Annotated in this window: 18 protein-coding genes; 12 read left to right on the forward strand and 6 right to left on the reverse strand. The window is 69.5% G+C overall.

Annotation, left to right across the window (positions count from 1 at the left end; translation table 11 throughout):
• Positions 1 to 67 precede the first annotated feature (67 nt).
• Entirely contained in the window at positions 68 to 460 is a 393-nt protein-coding gene (locus ACIQTT_RS04240; protein WP_402786437.1) for a VOC family protein, read from the forward strand.
• Between the two features lie 31 nt (positions 461 to 491).
• Here the strand turns inward: ACIQTT_RS04240 and ACIQTT_RS04245 are convergent, their stop codons facing one another.
• Complete coding sequence (locus ACIQTT_RS04245) at positions 492 to 1952, reverse strand: aminoglycoside phosphotransferase (protein ID WP_402786440.1); 1461 nt, start codon at positions 1950 to 1952, stop codon at positions 492 to 494.
• Entirely contained in the window at positions 1949 to 3718 is a 1770-nt protein-coding gene (treS, locus tag ACIQTT_RS04250) for a maltose alpha-D-glucosyltransferase (RefSeq protein WP_402786444.1), read from the reverse strand. The genes ACIQTT_RS04245 and treS overlap by 4 nt, the downstream gene beginning before the upstream one ends.
• Before the next feature lie 140 nt (positions 3719 to 3858).
• Here treS and ACIQTT_RS04255 point away from each other — a divergent pair, with 140 nt between their 5' ends.
• The 9 genes from ACIQTT_RS04255 (at position 3859) to ACIQTT_RS04295 (ending at position 12055) form a co-directional block, all read left to right on the forward strand.
• A complete protein-coding gene (locus ACIQTT_RS04255; protein WP_402786447.1) occupies positions 3859 to 4284 on the forward strand; it encodes a GIY-YIG nuclease family protein in 426 nt (141 codons plus the stop codon).
• Between the two features lie 174 nt (positions 4285 to 4458).
• Positions 4459 to 5817 (forward strand): hypothetical protein, encoded by a 1359-nt coding sequence (locus tag ACIQTT_RS04260; protein ID WP_402786450.1) that lies wholly within the window; start codon positions 4459 to 4461, stop codon positions 5815 to 5817.
• Positions 5818 to 5821: 4 nt separating this feature from the next.
• The gene (locus ACIQTT_RS04265; RefSeq protein ID WP_402786453.1) at positions 5822 to 7276 is read left to right on the forward strand and encodes a DUF2252 domain-containing protein; all 1455 of its coding nucleotides are present in this window, start codon (positions 5822 to 5824) and stop codon (positions 7274 to 7276) included.
• On the forward strand, positions 7273 to 8010 hold the full coding sequence (locus ACIQTT_RS04270) for an ion channel (protein ID WP_402786456.1): 738 nt from the start codon (positions 7273 to 7275) through the stop codon (positions 8008 to 8010). The genes ACIQTT_RS04265 and ACIQTT_RS04270 overlap by 4 nt, the downstream gene beginning before the upstream one ends.
• Entirely contained in the window at positions 8007 to 9620 is a 1614-nt protein-coding gene (locus ACIQTT_RS04275; protein ID WP_402786459.1) for an MFS transporter, read from the forward strand. The genes ACIQTT_RS04270 and ACIQTT_RS04275 overlap by 4 nt, the downstream gene beginning before the upstream one ends.
• A 57-nt stretch (positions 9621 to 9677) precedes the next feature.
• Positions 9678 to 10148 carry a MarR family winged helix-turn-helix transcriptional regulator gene (locus tag ACIQTT_RS04280; protein WP_402786462.1) on the forward strand — a complete coding sequence of 157 codons (471 nt, stop codon included), beginning with the start codon at positions 9678 to 9680 and terminating at the stop codon, positions 10146 to 10148.
• A gap of 26 nt (positions 10149 to 10174) precedes the next feature.
• A complete protein-coding gene (locus ACIQTT_RS04285; RefSeq protein ID WP_247622809.1) occupies positions 10175 to 10597 on the forward strand; it encodes an organic hydroperoxide resistance protein in 423 nt (140 codons plus the stop codon).
• 18 nt (positions 10598 to 10615) lie between these two features.
• Entirely contained in the window at positions 10616 to 11593 is a 978-nt protein-coding gene (locus ACIQTT_RS04290; RefSeq protein ID WP_402786467.1) for a zinc-binding dehydrogenase, read from the forward strand.
• 60 nt (positions 11594 to 11653) lie between these two features.
• The gene (locus tag ACIQTT_RS04295; RefSeq protein ID WP_402786470.1) at positions 11654 to 12055 is read left to right on the forward strand and encodes a RidA family protein; all 402 of its coding nucleotides are present in this window, start codon (positions 11654 to 11656) and stop codon (positions 12053 to 12055) included.
• A gap of 27 nt (positions 12056 to 12082) precedes the next feature.
• Here the strand turns inward: ACIQTT_RS04295 and ACIQTT_RS04300 are convergent, their stop codons facing one another.
• Genes ACIQTT_RS04300 through ACIQTT_RS04315 form a run of 4 tightly spaced genes read right to left on the reverse strand, consistent with a single transcriptional unit; the run spans position 12083 to position 14949 of the window.
• Positions 12083 to 12475, reverse strand: coding sequence for a DUF1304 domain-containing protein (locus tag ACIQTT_RS04300; RefSeq protein WP_402786473.1), 393 nt, complete (start codon positions 12473 to 12475; stop codon positions 12083 to 12085).
• A 38-nt stretch (positions 12476 to 12513) separates the two neighbouring features.
• Positions 12514 to 13344, reverse strand: coding sequence for a CPBP family intramembrane glutamic endopeptidase (locus tag ACIQTT_RS04305; RefSeq protein ID WP_402786476.1), 831 nt, complete (start codon positions 13342 to 13344; stop codon positions 12514 to 12516).
• Positions 13341 to 14066 (reverse strand): tRNA (guanosine(46)-N7)-methyltransferase TrmB, encoded by a 726-nt coding sequence (gene trmB, locus ACIQTT_RS04310; RefSeq protein WP_402786479.1) that lies wholly within the window; start codon positions 14064 to 14066, stop codon positions 13341 to 13343. The genes ACIQTT_RS04305 and trmB overlap by 4 nt, the downstream gene beginning before the upstream one ends.
• A gap of 43 nt (positions 14067 to 14109) precedes the next feature.
• Positions 14110 to 14949, reverse strand: coding sequence for a DUF3097 domain-containing protein (locus ACIQTT_RS04315; RefSeq protein WP_402786482.1), 840 nt, complete (start codon positions 14947 to 14949; stop codon positions 14110 to 14112).
• A 122-nt stretch (positions 14950 to 15071) separates the two neighbouring features.
• Here ACIQTT_RS04315 and ACIQTT_RS04320 point away from each other — a divergent pair, with 122 nt between their 5' ends.
• Both ACIQTT_RS04320 and ACIQTT_RS04325 read left to right on the forward strand, forming a co-directional pair.
• Entirely contained in the window at positions 15072 to 17117 is a 2046-nt protein-coding gene (locus tag ACIQTT_RS04320; protein ID WP_402786484.1) for a TPM domain-containing protein, read from the forward strand.
• A 55-nt stretch (positions 17118 to 17172) separates the two neighbouring features.
• Positions 17173 to 17916, forward strand: a complete 744-nt coding sequence (locus ACIQTT_RS04325) for a PspA/IM30 family protein (RefSeq protein WP_402786487.1) — start codon at positions 17173 to 17175, stop codon at positions 17914 to 17916.
• Positions 17917 to 17938: the final 22 nt, after the last annotated feature.

Here is a 17938-nt window from a genome sequence, read left to right on the forward strand (position 1 = left end):
GACATCACGCGAATCGCCCACCGCTCAACCTCTGGACACCGCCCCGCGGCGAGCGCATGCTGAATCCATGACCGCTTTCCAGATCACGCATCCGTTCAGCGGGTTCAGCGTCGACTCGATCGACGCGGCCCGTGCCTTCTACGGCGACACTCTCGGCCTGGACGTCACGACCAATGCGATGGGTTTCCTCGACATCGCGCTGCCGGACGGAGGATCGATCCTCGTTTATGCGAAGCCCGACCACACGCCGGCCACCTTCACGATCCTCAACTTCCCCGTCGACGATGTCGAAGCAGCCGTCGACGACCTGAACGCACGGGGCGTGGTGACGAAGATCTACGACGATGAAATGGGCACCGACGCCAAGGGGATCATGCGCGGCGGGCCCGATCGTGGGCCGGACATCGCCTGGTTCACCGACCCTGCGGGCAATGTGCTCGCGGTACTCTCCGCATCCTGATCCCTCCGGAGCCGACCCACCGACCGCGTCGTCAGACGACGTCGGCGAGCGCGGCGAGCGGGATCGCGATCCAGGCGGGACGGTTGCGCTTCTCGTAGACCGCCTCGTACACGGCCTTGTCGGCGACGTACGCGTCGAGCAGGGTGCGGTTGTCGGCGAGGATCTGCTCCTCCTCCCCCGGCGCCGCTGCATCCGCCCCGACGGACTCGGTACGACAGAGCGCGCCGACATACGCGTCGAGGAAGTGCCCTCGGGCGCGACGCGCCCACTCGCGGGCGCGATCGGCGCGCAGGTCGGCTTCGGCATCCGGATCGGATGCCTCCTCCGACGTCTGGGCGAGGGCCACCGTGCCGGGCACGTAGTCGAAGGATCGCAGCATCCCGGCGACGTCGCGCCAGGGCGAATCGGGGAGCGAGCGTTCCGCGAACGGGCGCCCCGGCTCGCCCTCGAAGTCGACGATGCGCCACCCGTGCGCGGTGCGCAGGGTCTGCCCCAGGTGAAGGTCGCCGTGCACGCGCTGCACGTCGAGCCGATCGAGGGCTGCGACCGCGGCATACGTCGCACGGAGACGCTCGGCGAACGGCGCGAGTTCCGGCACGACACCGAGTGCGTGGTCGAGGCGATCTTCGAGCGCACGCGCCAGGGCCTGCGCAGCACCCGCATCACGCGTCTCCGAGGGGAACAGGCCCCGTAGCGCCGCGTGCACCTCGGCGACCGCAGCGCCCAGGCGGGCAGCCTCGCCGGCGAAGTCCGCTCCCGACTCCTCGACGCTCTGCGACGGGTCCGCGAGCAGTGATCGCACGCTCCCGGTCGCCAGTTCGAATCCGTCGGACGCGGTGCGCAGGAACTCCTGCATCATCGCGAGCTGCACAGTCTCCCCGTCGACGTCCGCCTCGACCCAGCCGTAGAGCGCGGCGACGTGCTCGGAATGCTGGCGGGTGAGTTCCCGATGGATCTCGATGTCGGGGTTCACGCCCGGGGTCACCTTGCGGAACACCTTCATGATCGCGACGTCATCGAAACGGATCGACGAGTTGGACTGCTCGCCGCTCAGTGGGGATGCGCGCAGTGACGGGTCGAGCGGATCGGTTCCCCGCACCCGGTGGAAACGCAGCCCTCCCCTGTCGAGCACCCCGCTCTGCTCCGCTGCCACGAGCCCCTCGAGCCAGAGCGCCATCGCGTAGCGATCGTGTACGGCGTCGTAGACGTGCCGGATGTGCCCCTCGTCCTCCGCCGCCCCGATGAACGCGTGGGCGATCGCCTCCTGCGGCTCGTCGTAGACCGACAGCGGCACCTGATAGGTCTCGTGACCTGCTTCGCCGTCGGAGTAGTCGACCGTCACGAGGAAGACCGCCACCCGCACGCCCCGGTCCGGGCCATCGAGGTCGGCGATCCGCCGCACCCGCGAGACGCGGAACGGTCGGCTCTTACCGGCGAACCAGCGGGTGCGTACGAGGTAGTCCTCGAGGACTCCCGGGGCGACGACGTTCACAGCATCCCCCGTTCATCGGCATCGTCGGCGGGTTCCTGCAGCTGGAACCAGAAGAACCCGTGCCCGCCGAGCGTCAGCAGATACGGCAGCTCGCCGACGCGCGGGAAGGGCACCCCGCCGACCAGTTCGACCGGCACCATCCCCTCGAAGCGGCGGAGGTCGAGCTCGACCGGCTGCGGGAACTGCGACAGGTTGTTGACGCAGAGGATGACGTCGACGGTGCCGTCGTCGTTGGTGTGCTCGCGGGTGTACGACAGCACGGCGGGGTTCGACCCCCCGAGGTCGTTGAAGCTGCCGAGCCCGAAGGCGGGGTGCTTCTTGCGGGCGTGGATCATGAGCCGCGTCCAGTGCAACAGCGACGACCGGTCCTCCTGCTGCGCCTCGACGTTCACCGCGAGGTACCCGTACACGGGGTCCTGCACGATCGGGCGCGAGAGCCGTCCGGGGTTGGCGGTCGAGAAACCCGCGTTGCGGTCCGAAGTCCACTGCATCGGTGTGCGCACGCCGTCGCGATCGCCCAACCAGATGTTGTCACCCATCCCGATCTCGTCGCCGTAATAGAGCACCGGCGACCCGGGCAGCGACAGCAGCAGTCCCGTGAACAGCTCGATCCGGTCGATGTCGTTGTCGAGGAGTGGCGCGAGACGGCGACGGATGCCGATGTTCGCCTTCATTCGCGGATCCTGCGCGTACTCGCTCCACATGTAGTCCCGGTCCTCGTCGGTGACCATCTCGAGCGTGAGCTCGTCGTGGTTGCGCAGGAAGATCCCCCACTGGCACCCAGACGGGATCGAGGGGGTCTCGGCGAGGATCTCGCTGATCGGATACCGGGACTCCCGCCGGACCGCCATGAAGATCCGCGGCATCACCGGGAAGTGGAAGCACATGTGGCACTCGTCGCCGCCGACCTCGGGGTCGCCGAAGTAATCGACGACGTCGGCCGGCCACTGGTTCGCCTCGGCGAGCAGCACGCGACCGGGGTACTCGTCGTCGACGATCCGCCGCACCTTCTTGAGGAAGTCGTGGGTCTCGGGCAGGTTCTCGCCGTTGGTACCCGGTCGCTCGTAGAGATAGGGGACGGCGTCGAGGCGGAATCCGTCGAGCCCCATATCGAGCCAGAACCGCATGGCGTCGATCATCGCCTCGTGCACCTTCGGGTTGTCGAAGTTGAGGTCGGGCTGGTGGGAGAAGAAACGGTGCCAGAAGTACTGCTGGCGCACCGGATCCCACGTCCAGTTGCTGGGCTCGGTGTCGACGAAGATGATCCGCGCGTCCTCGTAGAGGTCGTCGGTGTCGCTCCACACGTAGAAGTCGCCGAAGGGGCCGTCGGGATCGTTCCGGCTCGCCTGGAACCACGGATGCTCGTCACTGGTGTGGTTCATGACGAAGTCGATGATCACCCGCATGTCGCGCGCATGGGCCGCGTCGAGGAACTCCTGGAAGTCGGCCGTCGTGCCGAGGTCGGCCTGGATGCCCGTGTAGTCGGCGACGTCGTACCCGCCGTCTCTCAGCGGGGAGGGGAAGAACGGCGGGATCCAGAGGCAGTCGACCCCGAGCCACTGCAGGTAGTCGAGCTTGTCGATCAGCCCGCGGAAGTCACCCGACCCGTCGCCGTCGCCATCCTTGAACGAGCGGACCAGGACCTCGTAGAACACCGCCGTCTTGAACCATTCGGGGGCGGGGCTGCCCGGGGTGTCGGGGAACGGCTCCTGGGTCAGGATGGGGATGGAAGAGGTGACCGGCGCGGGCTCGATGACGTCGCTCATGCGATTCTCCAGACGGCTGACATGTGCTCAACCTGTCACAGGGCCCCGCCGGATCATCACCCCTTGCATCGACGAAGCAGGGAGTGTATCCATCGCCCTGCGGCTCTGCGATGTCGGAGGCGGCGCGTATCGTCGCCCGCATGACGACATCGGATCGGCTTCCCGCGCCGTGCCGCCTGTGCGGGAACGCGGTCGGCGTCCGTTCGGAGGCCGGGTGGGTGTGCGCCGTCTGCGGTTGGCGTTTCGGCGATGTCCCCGACGACGACCTGCCCCTCCCCCGCATCGATGTCGTCTACTACCTGCGCTACGACCGTCGGGTGAAGATCGGGACCAGCAGACGCCCGCGCCAGCGGTTGGCGAGCATCCGCCACCACGAGCTCCTCGCGTTCGAACAGGGGGATCGGATGCTCGAGCATCAGCGGCACGTCGAGTTCGCCGACGCGCGGGAAGGGGGCGAGTGGTTCACCCTCTCGGCGCCGCTCGCGGCGCATGTGGCCGGGTTGCGTCGCGCGGGCGAACCCTGGAACCTCTACGCCCGTTGGTTGAGCGAGGCGCTCCGGGGATGATCTCGGCCTCACCCCCTCCGGATGAGCCGGTTCCCGACGGAGATGCAGACGAGCGCTCGCGGCAGGCTCCCCTCGCCCGGTATCGCGCAGGCCGGCGTCCGATGCGGCATCGCGTCGGACGAATCGCCCGGAAAGGGTGACGCGCACCGCACCACGACGCCGCACAGTGGCACGATGAGCGAGCTGCAGAGCCTTCAGCAGCGTCTCGCCGCTCTGGAGGCCGAGAACGCAGCCCTCCGGGAGGCCGGGGCCTCCGCCCCCGCGCCTCGGCGACGCGCGCACGGCTGGGCGCGAACGCTTCTCAGCACGGTCCTCATCGTTCTCGGCGCGGCCGTGGCTCCGGTGGCCGTCGCGGCGACCTGGGCGAACACGGAGCTGACCGACACCGAGCGGTTCGTGGAGACCTTCGCCCCCCTCGCCGACGACCCCGCCGTGCAGCGACTGGTGATCGATCAGGTCGTCGCCGCGATCGATGAGCAGACGGACATCCCCTCCCTCACCTCCGATGTGATCGACGGCATCATCGACCTCGGCACGGGTGAGCGCGCGACGCGAGCGCTGGAGCTGCTGAAGGGCCCCGCCGCCGAGGGGATCCGGTCGCTCGTGGGCGCGGTGGTGGAGCGGTTCGTCGAATCGGATGCGTTCGGCGAGGTGTGGGCCTCGGCGCTCCGGATCAGTCACACGCAGGTGACCGGTGCGCTGCGGAACGATCCCGACGCCGCCGTGGTGCTCGATGCGGACGGCACGATCGGACTGGAGCTCGGCCCGATCATCGACCGGGTCTCCGATGTGCTGGTCGAGCGCGGCGTGGGAATCGCCGGATCGATCCCGTCCGTCGAGCGCACGGTCGTCATCGCGACCTCCGACGCCCTTCCCGCCGTGCACCTGGTGTACGGGCTGATCACGACGGCCGCGCCTTGGCTGCCCTGGGTCTCGCTGCTCCTGCTGGCTGCCGGCGTGCTCGCCGCGCACCGTCGTTCGGCGTCCGCACTCGCCGCAGCCATCGCGCTGGGGTCGTCGATGGTCCTGCTTCTGGCCGGGTATGTCGTGGGGCGCGTGGCCGTCGATTCCGCGCTGCGATCGACCCTGATCCCGTCGGATGCCGCGAACGTGATGTACGCGACCGTCGCCCTGCCCCTGCGCGACATCACCGTCTCGGTGCTGGTCCTCGCGGTGGCTGTCGCGATCGTCGTCTGGCTGAGCGGCCCCTTCCCGCTTCCTCGACGCCTTCGCGCCGCCGGGCGATCGGCCGCGTCGCGGCTGCGGGATGCCGCGGAACGGCAGGGGTTCGCTCGCGGGCGGGGCGGACGCCGACTCCACGCTCAGCGGACCCTCCTTCGCGTGCTCATCGCGGTGATCGGCGCGGCCGTGGTGCTGTTCGTCCGCCCGCTCTCGCCCGCTCTCATCATCTGGACGGCCGTCGTCGCGGCGGTCGCCGTCGCGATCCTCACCGTGCTGGAGGATCCGGGAGCAGCCGACCCCGGGTCGCCGGACGCTCCCCCCGACATCGAAGCTGACTCGACGGTGAGGTGATGACATGCCTGCCGCGTCCCACGGACGCCTCGCGTCTCCGGCTCCCGTCTCGCCGGAGTTCGTGGTCCGCAGGAGTCGGGGAAAGGATGCGCGCACCCGTGCTCCGCGCGCCGCTCAGGGCCCGTGGTCGCCGCCGGCCGATCGCATCGACCCGATCACCCTCTTCGAGGAGCAGGCCTCGTCACGCGTGGCCGAACTCGTTCCCCTGCGTCACGCGCGCATGGCCCAGTCGGAGTTCGCGTTCTTCCGCGGCTCCGCCCTGCTGATGGCTTCCGATCTCGCCACGGCTCCCCACAGCGGTGTCATCGTCCAGCTCTGCGGCGACGCACATCTCTCGAACTTCGGGTTGTTCGGCACGCCGGAACGGCAGCTCCTGTTCGACATCAACGACTTCGACGAGACGTTCCCCGGCCCCTTCGAATGGGATGTCAAGCGTCTCGCCGCGAGCTTCGCCGTCGCGGGGCGGCAGCGCGGGTTCGACGCCTCCGAGATCCGCGCGTGCGTCACGGCGGCGGTGCACGGCTATCGGGTCGCGATGAACAGAGCGGCGGACGCCCCCGTGCTCGATGCCTGGTACGAACGCTTCGACGAGGAGAGTGCGCGTCGACGCGTCCGAGCCGAGCGGCGCCGGGAACGCGCGGACGATGCCACCGTCGACCGCCTCGACGCCGCGCTGCGGAAGGCACGCACGCGCGACCGCTTCCGCTCCTTCGCCCGACTCGTCGGCGTCGTCGACGGGCAGTTGCGCATCCTCGCGGACCCGCCGGAGATCGTTCCGGTCGAGGACCTCCTGGCGACGTCCGACCGCGACGGTGCGGAAGCATCGCTCATGCGAGAGCTGCTCGACGAGTACGGGCGGACGCTCCCCGGGGATCGGCATCCCCTCGCCGAGTATCGCTACCGCCACATGGCGCGCAAGGTCGTCGGCGTCGGAAGCGTGGGGACGCGCGCCTGGGTGATCCTGCTCAGCGGACGCGACGACTCCGATCCGCTGCTGCTCCAGGCCAAGGAGGCGCAACCCTCCGTGCTCGAGCGGTTCCTCGGACCGAGCGCCTCCGCCAACGGCGGAGAGCGCGTCGTCCGCGGACAGCGTCTGATGCAGGCATCCAGCGATCTCTTCCTCGGTTGGCAGCGACTGCGGGGGCAGGACGGACGCACGCGCGACTTCTACGTGCGTCAGCTGCAGGATTGGAAGGGCGGGATCGATGCCGAAACGATGAAGCCCCGCGGCGCCGCGCTCTATGCGCGAGTGTGCGGAGAGACCCTCGCGCGCGCCCACGCGCGCAGCGGCGATCGGCTGGAGGTCGCGGGGTATCTGGGCCGCGGGCGCCGATTCGAGCGAGCCGTCGTCGCGTTCGCGGAGACCTACGCCGTGCAGAACGCCGAGGACCACCGGGCCTTCGTCGCCGCGATGCGGTCCGGGCGCCTCTCCGCCCCGCCGCCGGAGGCGCGGCGGTGAACGCCGTTGCCGACCCTCCCGGTCCTCGGCCCCGCGCCCGACGTCCGGCGCACCGCGATCGGCACGGCGCGGCCGGCTACGTCGGCGCACTCGCCCTCCTGATCCTCTCCTACGCGCTGTGCAGCGCGCAGCGCACGACCGACCCGAGCCCCGTCGCCTTCCTCGCGATCCTCGCGACCGTCGCCGTCGTGTTCCGCGTCACCGCCGTCCGGTCCTCCATCCAACACGTGTCCTGGGGGATCCTCGCGCTCGCTGCCGCGGCCGCGATCGTGACGTCGGCGATCGGGGCCACCGGACGCCTCCTCGACATCGCCTTCTCCGGCGCATCGATCCTCGCGCTGCTCATCGCGCCGGCGGCGATCGTCGCGCATCAGGCTCGGCGTCGAGGGTTCAACCTGGAGGCGCTCCTCGCCACGATCACCGCATACGTGCTCGTCGGGCTGCTCTTCACGTTCGTGTACAACCTCACATCCCTGGTCTCCCCCGCGCCGCTGTTCGGCGATGCCGCCGCCGACTCGCTGGCCGACCAGCTCTTCTTCTCCTTCACGACGCTCACCACCACCGGCTACGGCAATCTCGCGCCGGCCACGACCACGGGTCAGACGATCGCGGTGACCGAGGCGATCACCGGTCAGCTGTTCCTGATCACCGCGGTCGCCCGCATCATGCAAGGGACGGGTCGGCGAAACGCCGCGCAGACATCGGCTCGGCCCCTCGCGGAGGACGCCTCATGACGCGGTGGCGCGTCGTCGTCGTGCTGGGCTGCGCCCAGTTCGTCATGGTGCTCGACGGCACGGTGATGAACGTGTCGATCTCGACCGTCGTCGGCGACCTCGACACGAGCGTGGCCGCCATGCAGGGGGCCATCACGTTCTACACCCTCACGATGGCGGCGTTCATGCTCCTCGGTGCGAAGCTGGGTGACGCCTGGGGTCGCCGGCGAGCATTCGTGATCGGTTCGTGCGTGTACGCGGCGGGCTCTCTCGTGACGGCGCTGAGCCCGAACGTGCAGTTGCTCTTCATCGGGTGGTCGGTGATCGAGGGACTCGGCGCCGTCCTGGTCATCCCCGCCATCGCCGCACTCGTCGCCGACAATTATCACGGCCGCGACCGGGTGACGGCGTTCGCGGTGATCGGCGCGGTCTCGGGTGCAGCCGTGGCCGCGGGACCGCTCATCGGAGGCTTCGTCACGACGTACTTCAGCTGGCGCTACGTCTTCGTGGCCGAGGTCGTCATCATGGTCGTGGTCGTCCTCTTCGCCCGCATCATCGACGACACGAGAGTGCGCGCGAGCATCCGCATCGATGCGGTCAGCGTCGTGCTGTCGTCTCTCGGCCTGGTGGCGGTCGTCCTCGGGATGCTGCAGAGCAAGACCTGGGGATGGATCCTGCCGCTGCATGCGCCGCAGATCGGCGGCGTGGCGGTCGCCCCGCTCGGAATCTCCCTCACCACGTGGTTCATCGTGCTCGGCGTGTTCCTGCTCGCGATGTTCGTGGCGCGACAGCGCGTGCTCGTGCGGACCGAGCGCACTCCGCTCGTCAACGTCGGGATGTTCTCGATCGCCTCGCTGCGGAGCGGGCTCGCGGTGCTCGGCGCTCAATACACCGTGACAGCGGGGCTGTTCTTCATGGTGCCCGTCTACCTGCAGATGACGCTGGGGTTCGACGCCCTCCAGACGGGGTTCCGGATCTTCCCGCTCTCGGTCGCCCTGGTGCTCTTCTCGGTCGTCGGCACGCGACTCTCCCGACGGCTGTCGCCCCGCCGGATCGCGCATGCGGGCCAACTGCTCCTGGTCTTCAGCGCCGTCATCCTCCTCGCCTCGGCGACGAGCGATCTGCGCGGCGGCCTTTTCGCCGCGGGCATGTTCCTCTCCGGATCCGCCCTCGGTCTCCTCGCCTCGCAGTTGGGCAACGTGAACATGTCGAGTGTGGGCCCCGAGGAGACCAGCGAGGTGGGCGGCCTGCAGGGGGTCTTCCAGAACCTCGGGTCCTCGCTGGGAACCGCCTTGATCGGTTCGGTACTCATCGGCGCTCTGACGACGTCGTTCGCCTCCGAGGTCGCGAGCAGCGACCTCCCGGCGTCGACCCGGGCCACCATCAGCGAGGCGACGCAGAGCGGGGTGACGATCGTCCCGGCTTCGGAGGTCGTCGAGATCGCCGAGACGGCCGGCCTCGACGATGCGGATGCCGAGCGGCTGTCCGCCATCTATCGCGGCTCGCAACTGTCGGCACTGCGCATCTCGTTCGTCGGACTGATCGTCATCAGCCTCCTCTCCCTCTTCTTCTCTCGGGGCATACCCGACGGTTCCGAGGTGCGGCGGCGCGGCGGCGTTCGTCCCCCGTGAGTGCGCCGCGCGAGATATTCGGTTGTGCACAATTGAATTGCATGCAAGACTTGTTGCATGGCCGTGACCGATGAGATGGTGTGCTTCTCGCTGTACTCCGCCGCGCGTGCGACCACCCAGGCATATCGCGCCCTGCTCGCACCGTGGGGACTGACCTACCCCCAGTACCTCGTGCTGGCGATCCTCTGGCACGAGGGCGAGCAGACCATCGGCTCCCTCGGCGAGGCGATGCAGCTCGACTCGGGCACGCTCTCGCCCCTCGTCCGACGCCTCGAGCAGTCGGGACTCGTGCGCAAGCAGCGCAACTCCGACGACGAGCGGGTCGTCACGGTGCAGCTCACGGTGGAGGGCCAGGCACTCCGCGGCGACCTGGCGAAGATCCCCGCAGAGGTCGCCGGGTTCTCCGGCATCCACGACGACGCGCACCGGCTGCGACTGATCTCCGAGCTTCACGAGCTGACGCGCCTGCTCCAGGCATCCACCCCGTCTCCCGCCAGCGCTGCCGCACGCGCCCGCGGATCCGAATGACCACTCTCCCGGAAGGAAAAACCACCATGGAAGCTCTCTACACAGCCGAGGCCCTCGCCACCGGCGCCGGCCGCAACGGCCACGTCGCCACCGACGACCGCCGCGTCGAGTTCGATCTCGCCATCCCGAAGGCGATGGGCGGCAGCGGCGACGGCGCGAATCCCGAGCAGCTGTTCGCCGCCGGCTACGCCGCCTGCTTCCACTCCGCGCTGCAGTCCGTCGCCCGGGCGCAGAAGGTCCAGATCGAGGATTCCTCGGTCGGCGCGCGCGTGCACATCGGTTCGAACGGCCAGGGCGGCTTCGGCCTCGCCGTCGAACTCGAGGTCGTGATCCCCACGCTCCCCCATGAGCAGGCGCAGGCGCTCGCGGATGCCGCGCACCAGGTGTGCCCCTACTCGAACGCGACCCGCGGCAACATCGACGTCACGATCACCGTCTCCGACGACTGAGACCGAAGGAGCATCCCCATGCACGCACTCATCCACCACACCTTCGGCGAAGCCGAAGACGTCCTCGCCCTCGAAGAGCGGCCCGTCCCCGAGCCCGGGCCCGGTCAGGTCCGTCTCCGCGTCGCCCTCTCCCCCATCCACAACCACGACCTCTGGACCGTGCGCGGTACCTACGGCTTCAAGCCGGAGCTCCCCGCAGCCTCGGGCACGGAAGCGCTCGGTGTCGTCGACGCCCTCGGGGAGGGGGTCGAGCACCTCACCCTCGGCCAGCGCGTCGCGACGGGCGGCACGTTCGGCGCGTGGGCCGAGTACATCGTCGCGAACGCGGCAGGGCTCATCCCCGTGCCCGACGGCCTCTCCGACGAGAGCGCCGCGCAGCTGGTCTCGATGCCCTTCAGCACGATCAGCCTGCTGCAGTTCCTCGATGTGAACGAGGGCGACTGGATCGTCCAGAACGCGGCGAACGGCGCCGTCGGGCGCATGCTCGCCCAGCTCGGTGCCGCGCGCGGCGTGAACGTGCTCGGCCTCGTCCGGCGCTCGGCCGGCGTCGACGAACTGCGTGCACAGGGCATCGAGAACGTCATCGCGACCGACCAGGCGGATTGGCGCGAGCAGGCCGCCGCGCTGACCGGCGGTGCCGCGGTCGTCGCCGGCGTCGACTCGGTCGGCGGATCGTCGGCGGGCGACGTGCTGTCGCTGATCGGCGAGGGCGGCACACTCGTCGCCTTCGGCGCCATGAACTCCCCCGTCATGGAGATCGCATCGTCCGATGTGATCTTCAAGCAGGCGACGGTGAAGGGCTTCTGGGGCAGCAAGGTCATCCAGACCATGGATGCCCCCACCCGCGGCGCCCTGTTCGGCGAGCTGATCCAGCGCGTCACCGACGGCACGCTCACCCTCCCGGTCGCCGGCACCTTCGACGCCGCCGACATCGCGGATGCCGTGCGCCTCAGCAAGACCCCGGGACGCGTCGGCAAGGTGCTGCTGCGCTTCTGACACCCTCCGACGAGTGTGGGCCGGGTCGCCGATGTCGGCGACCCGGCCCATACTTCGTTCATGGACATCTCACTGATCAGACCGGCGGGACTCGTCAGGAGTCCTGCGTTCAGCCATGTCGCCGTCGTCCCGCCGGGAGCGACGACGATCCACGTCGGCGGCCAGAACGGCGTCGACGAGTCCGGGAGGATCGTCTCCAACGATGCTGCCGAGCAGTCGATCCGCGCGGTCGAGAATGCGGCGATCGCTCTGGCTGCGGTCGAGGCGACGCTCGACGACGTGATCAGCTGGACGGTGCTGATCCATCAGGATGCGGATCTTCGCGCCGCCTACGGCGCGGTCGCCTCGCGGCTCGCCCGAGACGGCGAGCCTCCGCTGGTGACCGCCGCGATCGTCTCGGCGCTCGGGGTTCCGGGTGCGCTGATCGAGATCAGCGCCGTCGCCGCCGTCGTACGCGCCTGACGGGCCTCCCTCGATCAGGCGACGTGATCAGGCGAGCGACGCACCGATCGCGGTGACGACGACCGCCAGCAGCGGCAGAGTGCCCTGCATCGCGGCGGCGCGAGCCTTCGTGCGGTCCGAGAGCACGAGCACGAGAGCGGCGGCGAGCATCATCCCGGTGCCGGCGAAGACCAGGGTCAGCCCGATCGTGGCGAAGCCGAACATCGTGAACCCGATGCCGAAGAGGGTCGTGAGCGCCAGGAACAGGTTGTAGAAGCCCTGGTTGAAGGCGAGCTGCTTCATGGTGACGGCATCCGCTTCGCTGGCGACGCCGAAGATCTTGCGGGTCTCGGGCTCGGTCCACTTCAGCGACTCGAGCGCGAAGATGAAGACGTGGAAGGCGGCAGCGGCCGCGGCGAGGACGAGTCCGGCGATGAGCATCCTCCGATTGTCGCAGACTCGCGCCATCGCGCGCGGTCTCACACGAGGAAGATCGGCAGCAGTCCGGGATTGTGCGCGTGCACCAGCACCGCGAACACGACGGCGTCGAACAGCAGGTGCACCGTGACCACGTAGGCGAGCGAGTGGGTGCGCAGGAAGATGAAGCCCTGCAGCAGCGCGAACGGGATCGTCAGGAGCGGCCCCCACTCCCGGTAGCCGAGCTCCCAGAGGAACGACACGAAGACGATCGACTGCAGCACGTTCGCCAGTGCATCCGGGAAGTGCCGACGCAGCAACGCGAACACTGTGCAGATGAAGAACAGCTCGTCCCAGATACCGACAGCGCCGACGCCCACGAAGAGCCGTGCGATCAGATCGGGGGTGTCGACGACGGGCCAGTTCGCGTAGACGCCGCTCGTGATGAAGTAGAACGGCAGGATCAGCCAGCCGAGCACGAGGACCGCGACGAGCCAGCCCCACTGCAGTCGTCCCCAGCGGCGATGCGCCCGCCAGGGGAACGAGATCGCCCGGTCGCGATAGACGAAGCGCGAGACGAGATAGGGCACGGCGACCGCGCCTCCGAGCGCGAGGGTGAAGCGCAGCATCGCCAGGTTGTCGAGTTCGGCGGCCAGTGGGATCACGCTCACGATGAGCAGGCCGAGGGCGATGAGCGACAGGTCGCGCGTGAGCGAGGGGGCGGATGCCGTCACCCGTCCGCGTTCGATCGCCCAGGAGATCCCGATCCCGACCGCCAACAGCACCCATCCGAGCCAGGCGATCTCCGCCACGAAGAACGCGGGTGCAGCGGCGCAGACGAGCACCGCCGGGACGATGCCCCGCGTGCGCACGTCGCTCCGTACGTCGGTCACGGCCGCGCGCGACGTCGGTAGACGAGGTCGCGGATGTCGCGCCCCTTCGCGATGCCCTTGCGCTCGAACGCCGTCATGACACGTCCGTCGAAGCGCTCGGCCCATTCCCCCTCGAAGGCGCGCTCGAACAGCGGTTCGGCATCCAATACCTCACGCATCTGCAGCGCGTAGTCCTCCCAGTCCGTCGCGAGACGGAGCAGGCCGCCATCGACGAGCGCCCTGGCCGCGTTGTCGGCGAATCCCGGACGCACGAGGCGACGCTTCGTGTGCTTCTTCTTGTGCCAGGGATCGGGGAAGAAGATCCACGTCTCCGCGGCCGCGGCCTCCGGGAGGTACGACGAGAGCACCTCTGGCGCGTTCGCCTCGATGACCCGCAGGTTCGTCGCGCCCTCGCGATCGGCGTCGAGCATGGTGCGGGCGAGCCCCGCGCGGAACACCTCGACCGCGAGGAAGTCGTCATCGGGTCGCGAGGCGGCGGCGGCGACGATCGCGTGGCCCTGCCCCGATCCGATCTCGACGATCAGAGCGGCGTCACGACCGTATTCGGCGGCGACGTCGAGGCGAGCCTCCGGGTGCACCGAGGTCCAGGCGACGGCCCGCGGCACGTCGAGCAGGTAGTGCGGGGCGAGGTCGGTGAAGGCGCGGTCCTGCGCCTCGGACATCCGTCCGCTCCGGCGCACGAAGGACACCGGCTCGTCACGGAAGGTTCGGGGTTCGGGCATGCTTCCAGGGTAGCCGGGTGCATCCCCCCGTCCTGCGCGTGGATCAGCCCGCGGGTTCCGTCACGAAGTCGATCAGCTCCTCCACCCGACCGAGCAGCGCCGGTTCGAGGTCGCGGTAGGTGTGCACCTTGCTCAGGATGTGCTGCCAGGCACGCGCGGTGTCGGCCTGGGTCTCGTGCGGCCATCCGAAGGCGCGGCAGATGCCGGTCTTCCAGTCCGTGCCGCGCGGGATCTCGGGCCAGCGCGCGATGCCGAGCGCACGTGGGGTGACGCACTGCCACACGTCGACGAACGGATGCCCGACGATGCGCACGTGGCGCCCGTGCGGACCCCGGGCGACGGCATCCGCGATCCTCGACTCCTTCGAGCCCGGCACGAGGTGGTCGACGAGCACGCCGTAGCGCCGCTTCGCGGACGGAGGCTCCTCGGCGAGCAGGTCGTCGAGGAGGTCGACGCCCTGCAGGTACTCGACCACGACGCCCTCGACGCGGAGGTCGGCGCCCCACACCTTCTCGACGAGCTCCGCGTCGTGCTTGCCCTCGACGAGGATGCGGCTCGGCAGCGCGATGCGCGCGCGCTGGTCTCCGACGGCGAACGATCCGGATGCCGTGCGCTGCGGTGCTTGCGTCTTCGGCACCGGGGGCGCCAGCCGCGCCGGCTGGCCCTCGATGAGGAATCCGCCACCGAGCGGGAACAGGCGCTTGCGGCCCTTCCAGTCCTCGAGCTCGACGTTTCCGCCCTGCACGCGCGTGACCGCTCCGCAGTACCCGTCGTCGGCGACCTCGACGACGAGATCTACCTCCGCGGGAACCGTCGGCACCTGCTTCGCCCCGCGCTCGCGCCAGCCCGATGCGAGCACATCCGATCCGTACCTGTCGTCCATGCCTTCCAGCGTATGCGTCTCCGCTGAGGGCGAACGGCGATCCGCCCCCTGATGCTGTCGCGTGTCGGGCGGAGTGAATAGACTCGGCACATGGGGCTCGCCTGCCGGTCGGAGGGAAAACGATGAAGACACGGTGGCTGGCGCTGAGCGCCGCGGTGCTCGCCGCAGCGGCGGGTCTGCTCTCCGCGGGAGCCGCCTCCGCGACCGATCCCCTCACACTCGACTCGGGGTACGTGACCGATGCCGCGGGCGTCCTCAGCGCGAGCGAGAAGGACGCCGTCGAAACGCGGCTCCAGGAGCTCACCGAGAACTCGTCCGCCGATCTCTTCGTCGTCTTCGTCGACGAGTTCACCTCGCCGAGCGATCGGGTCGAATGGGCGGACACCACGGCGACGCGCAGCAACCTCGGCCCCGATCAGTACCTGCTCGCGATCGCGACCGACCAGCGCAGCTACTACATCTCCGCGGCCGAGGGAGGGCCGCTGAGCAACTCCCGCCTCGACGACATCGAGCAGGAGATCCAGCCCCTGCTCGCACAGGACGACTGGGACGGAGCGGTCCTCCTCGCCGCCGACGAGATCCAGGGCGACGGCGGCGCGGGAGCGCTACAGGCGTTCCTCGTCGTGGCCGGCCTCATCGCCCTTGCACTCGTGGTGTGGCTGGTCATCGCCCTCGTCCGGCGGAGCCGCCGAGCGGCCGCGGTCCGCAAGCGCGGGGCGATGCCGGAGCATCCGGATCCGGCCGACCCGTTCTCGACGCTGACCGATGAGCAGGTGCAGACGCAGGCGGGTTCGGCACTCGTGCAGGCCGACGACGCCATCACCTCGAGTCGCGAGGAGCTGGGCTTCGCCATCGCGCAGTTCGGCGAGAGCGCGACCGCCGAGTTCACGACCGCCGTCGATCAGGCGAAGGCGAAGCTGTCGGAGGCCTTCGACCTCCAGCAGAAGCTCGATGACGAGATCGAGGACACGGTGCACGAGCAGCGTGCCTGGAACATCCGGATCATCCGGATCGCCGATGAGATCGACGATCTCCTCGACGCGAACACCGACGCCTTCGACTCCTTGCGCAAGCTCGAGCAGAACGCCCCGCAGGAGCTCGAGCGCGTGCGCCGTGAGCGTGCCGCACTCGCGCCCGTGCTCGCCGGAGCAGCCCCGACCCTGGCGACGCTGTCGGCGACCTACGCGGGCGAGGCGCTGAGCACCGTCGCCGACAACCCCGCCCAGGCCCAGGAGCGAGCGGCGCTCGCCGACCACGCGATCGACGCCGCGGGCCAGGCGATCGCGGCGGGCCGCACGGGCGAAGCGGCGTTCGCCATCCGCACGGCCGAACAGTCCGTCGCTCAGGCGATCCAGCTCGTACAGGCGATCACGACCCTCGGCTCCGACCTCACCGCCGTCGAAGCACAAGCACAGGCCCTCGTGGCCGAGCTGCAGTCCGATGTCGCCGCCGCGCAACAGCTTCCCGACGCCGGCGGAGCGCTCTCCGCCGCCGCTTCGACGACACTGCAGTATCTGCAGGCTGCGCAGTCCGATCTCAGCGGTACCGCTCGCAATCCGCAGCGTGCGTTCGATGCCCTGTCCGCCGCGAACGCCCAGATCGATGCCGCGATCGCACAGGGGCGCGAAGCGCTGGAGCGCACCCGACGTACGCAGCAGATGCTCGAGCAGACCCTGACCCAGGCGGGCTCCGAGATACGCACGGCCCGCGAGTTCATCGAGACCCGGCGCGGAACGGTCGGCTCGACCGCCCGCACCCGCCTCTCGCAGGCCGATGCGAGCCTGACGCAGGCACTCGGCCTGCGCGCCACGGCTCCCGACGCCGCACTCACCGAGGCCACCCGAGCTCTCGACCTCGCGCGCCAGGCGATCTCTTCCGCCTCCGCCGACGTGTCCGCGTACAACTCGCGCGGCTACGACGGCTGGGGCAGCGGGCCGTTCGGGAGTTCCGGGGGCTCCGGCTCGTCCGGCGGATCCGGCCTCGGAGGAGACATCCTCGGCGGCATCATCGGCGGCCTCCTCGCGGGCGGAGGTGGCGGCGGCAGCCGGTCCTCCTCCCGGAGCAGCGGCTGGCGCTCGAGCGGAGGCGGCGGATTCCGCAGCTCCGGCTTCGGGGGCGGCCGCTCCAGCGGCGGCCGCAGCGGCCGCTCCGGAGGTGGGCGCTTCTGAACTTCACAGACTCCTCGGCAAGACTTCGACAACGGCCCTCTGAAAGGAACCTCGCATGACCAAGCAGTCCATCTTCGGACGAATCTCCACCCTCGTCCGCGCGAACATCAACTCGCTCCTCGACTCTGCCGAAGACCCGCAGAAGATGATCGATCAGCTCGTGCGCGACTACACGAACAGCATCGCCGACGCCGAGTCCGCGATCGCAGAGACGATCGGCAACCTGCGCCTGCTCGAGCGCGATCACGAAGAAGACGTGCAGTCGGCCACCGAGTGGGGTAACAAGGCCCTCGCCGCCAGCCGCAAGGCCGATGAGATGCGCGGATCCGGCGATGCCACCGATGCCGACAAGTTCGACAACCTCGCGAAGATCGCGCTGCAGCGTCAGATCAGCGCCGAGCGCGAGGCCCGCGGCGCCGAGCCGCAGATCGCCGCGCAGACCGAGATCGTCGACAAGCTCAAGAGCGGCCTGAACGGCATGAAGGACAAGCTCGGCGAGCTCAAGAACAAGCGCAGCGAGCTCCTCGCACGCGCCAAGGTCGCCGAGGCGCAGACCAAGGTGCAGGACGCCGTGGGTTCGATCAACGTGCTCGACCCCACCAGCGAGCTGGGCCGCTTCGAAGACAAGGTCCGCCGTCAGGAGGCCATCGCGCAGGGCAAGATCGAGCTCGCGGCGTCGAGCCTCGACGCCCAGTTCGAGAGCCTCGAAGACCTCGGCGAGCTGACCGAGGTCGAGGCCCGTCTCGCCGAGCTGAAGGCCGGCGGCACGGCTCCGCGCCAGGCCATCGAAGGCAACTGACCCACCCCGCGGATGCCCCGGA

The sequence above is a fragment of the Microbacterium sp. NPDC090225 genome, assembly GCF_044772365.1.
Taxonomy (GTDB): domain Bacteria; phylum Actinomycetota; class Actinomycetes; order Actinomycetales; family Microbacteriaceae; genus Microbacterium.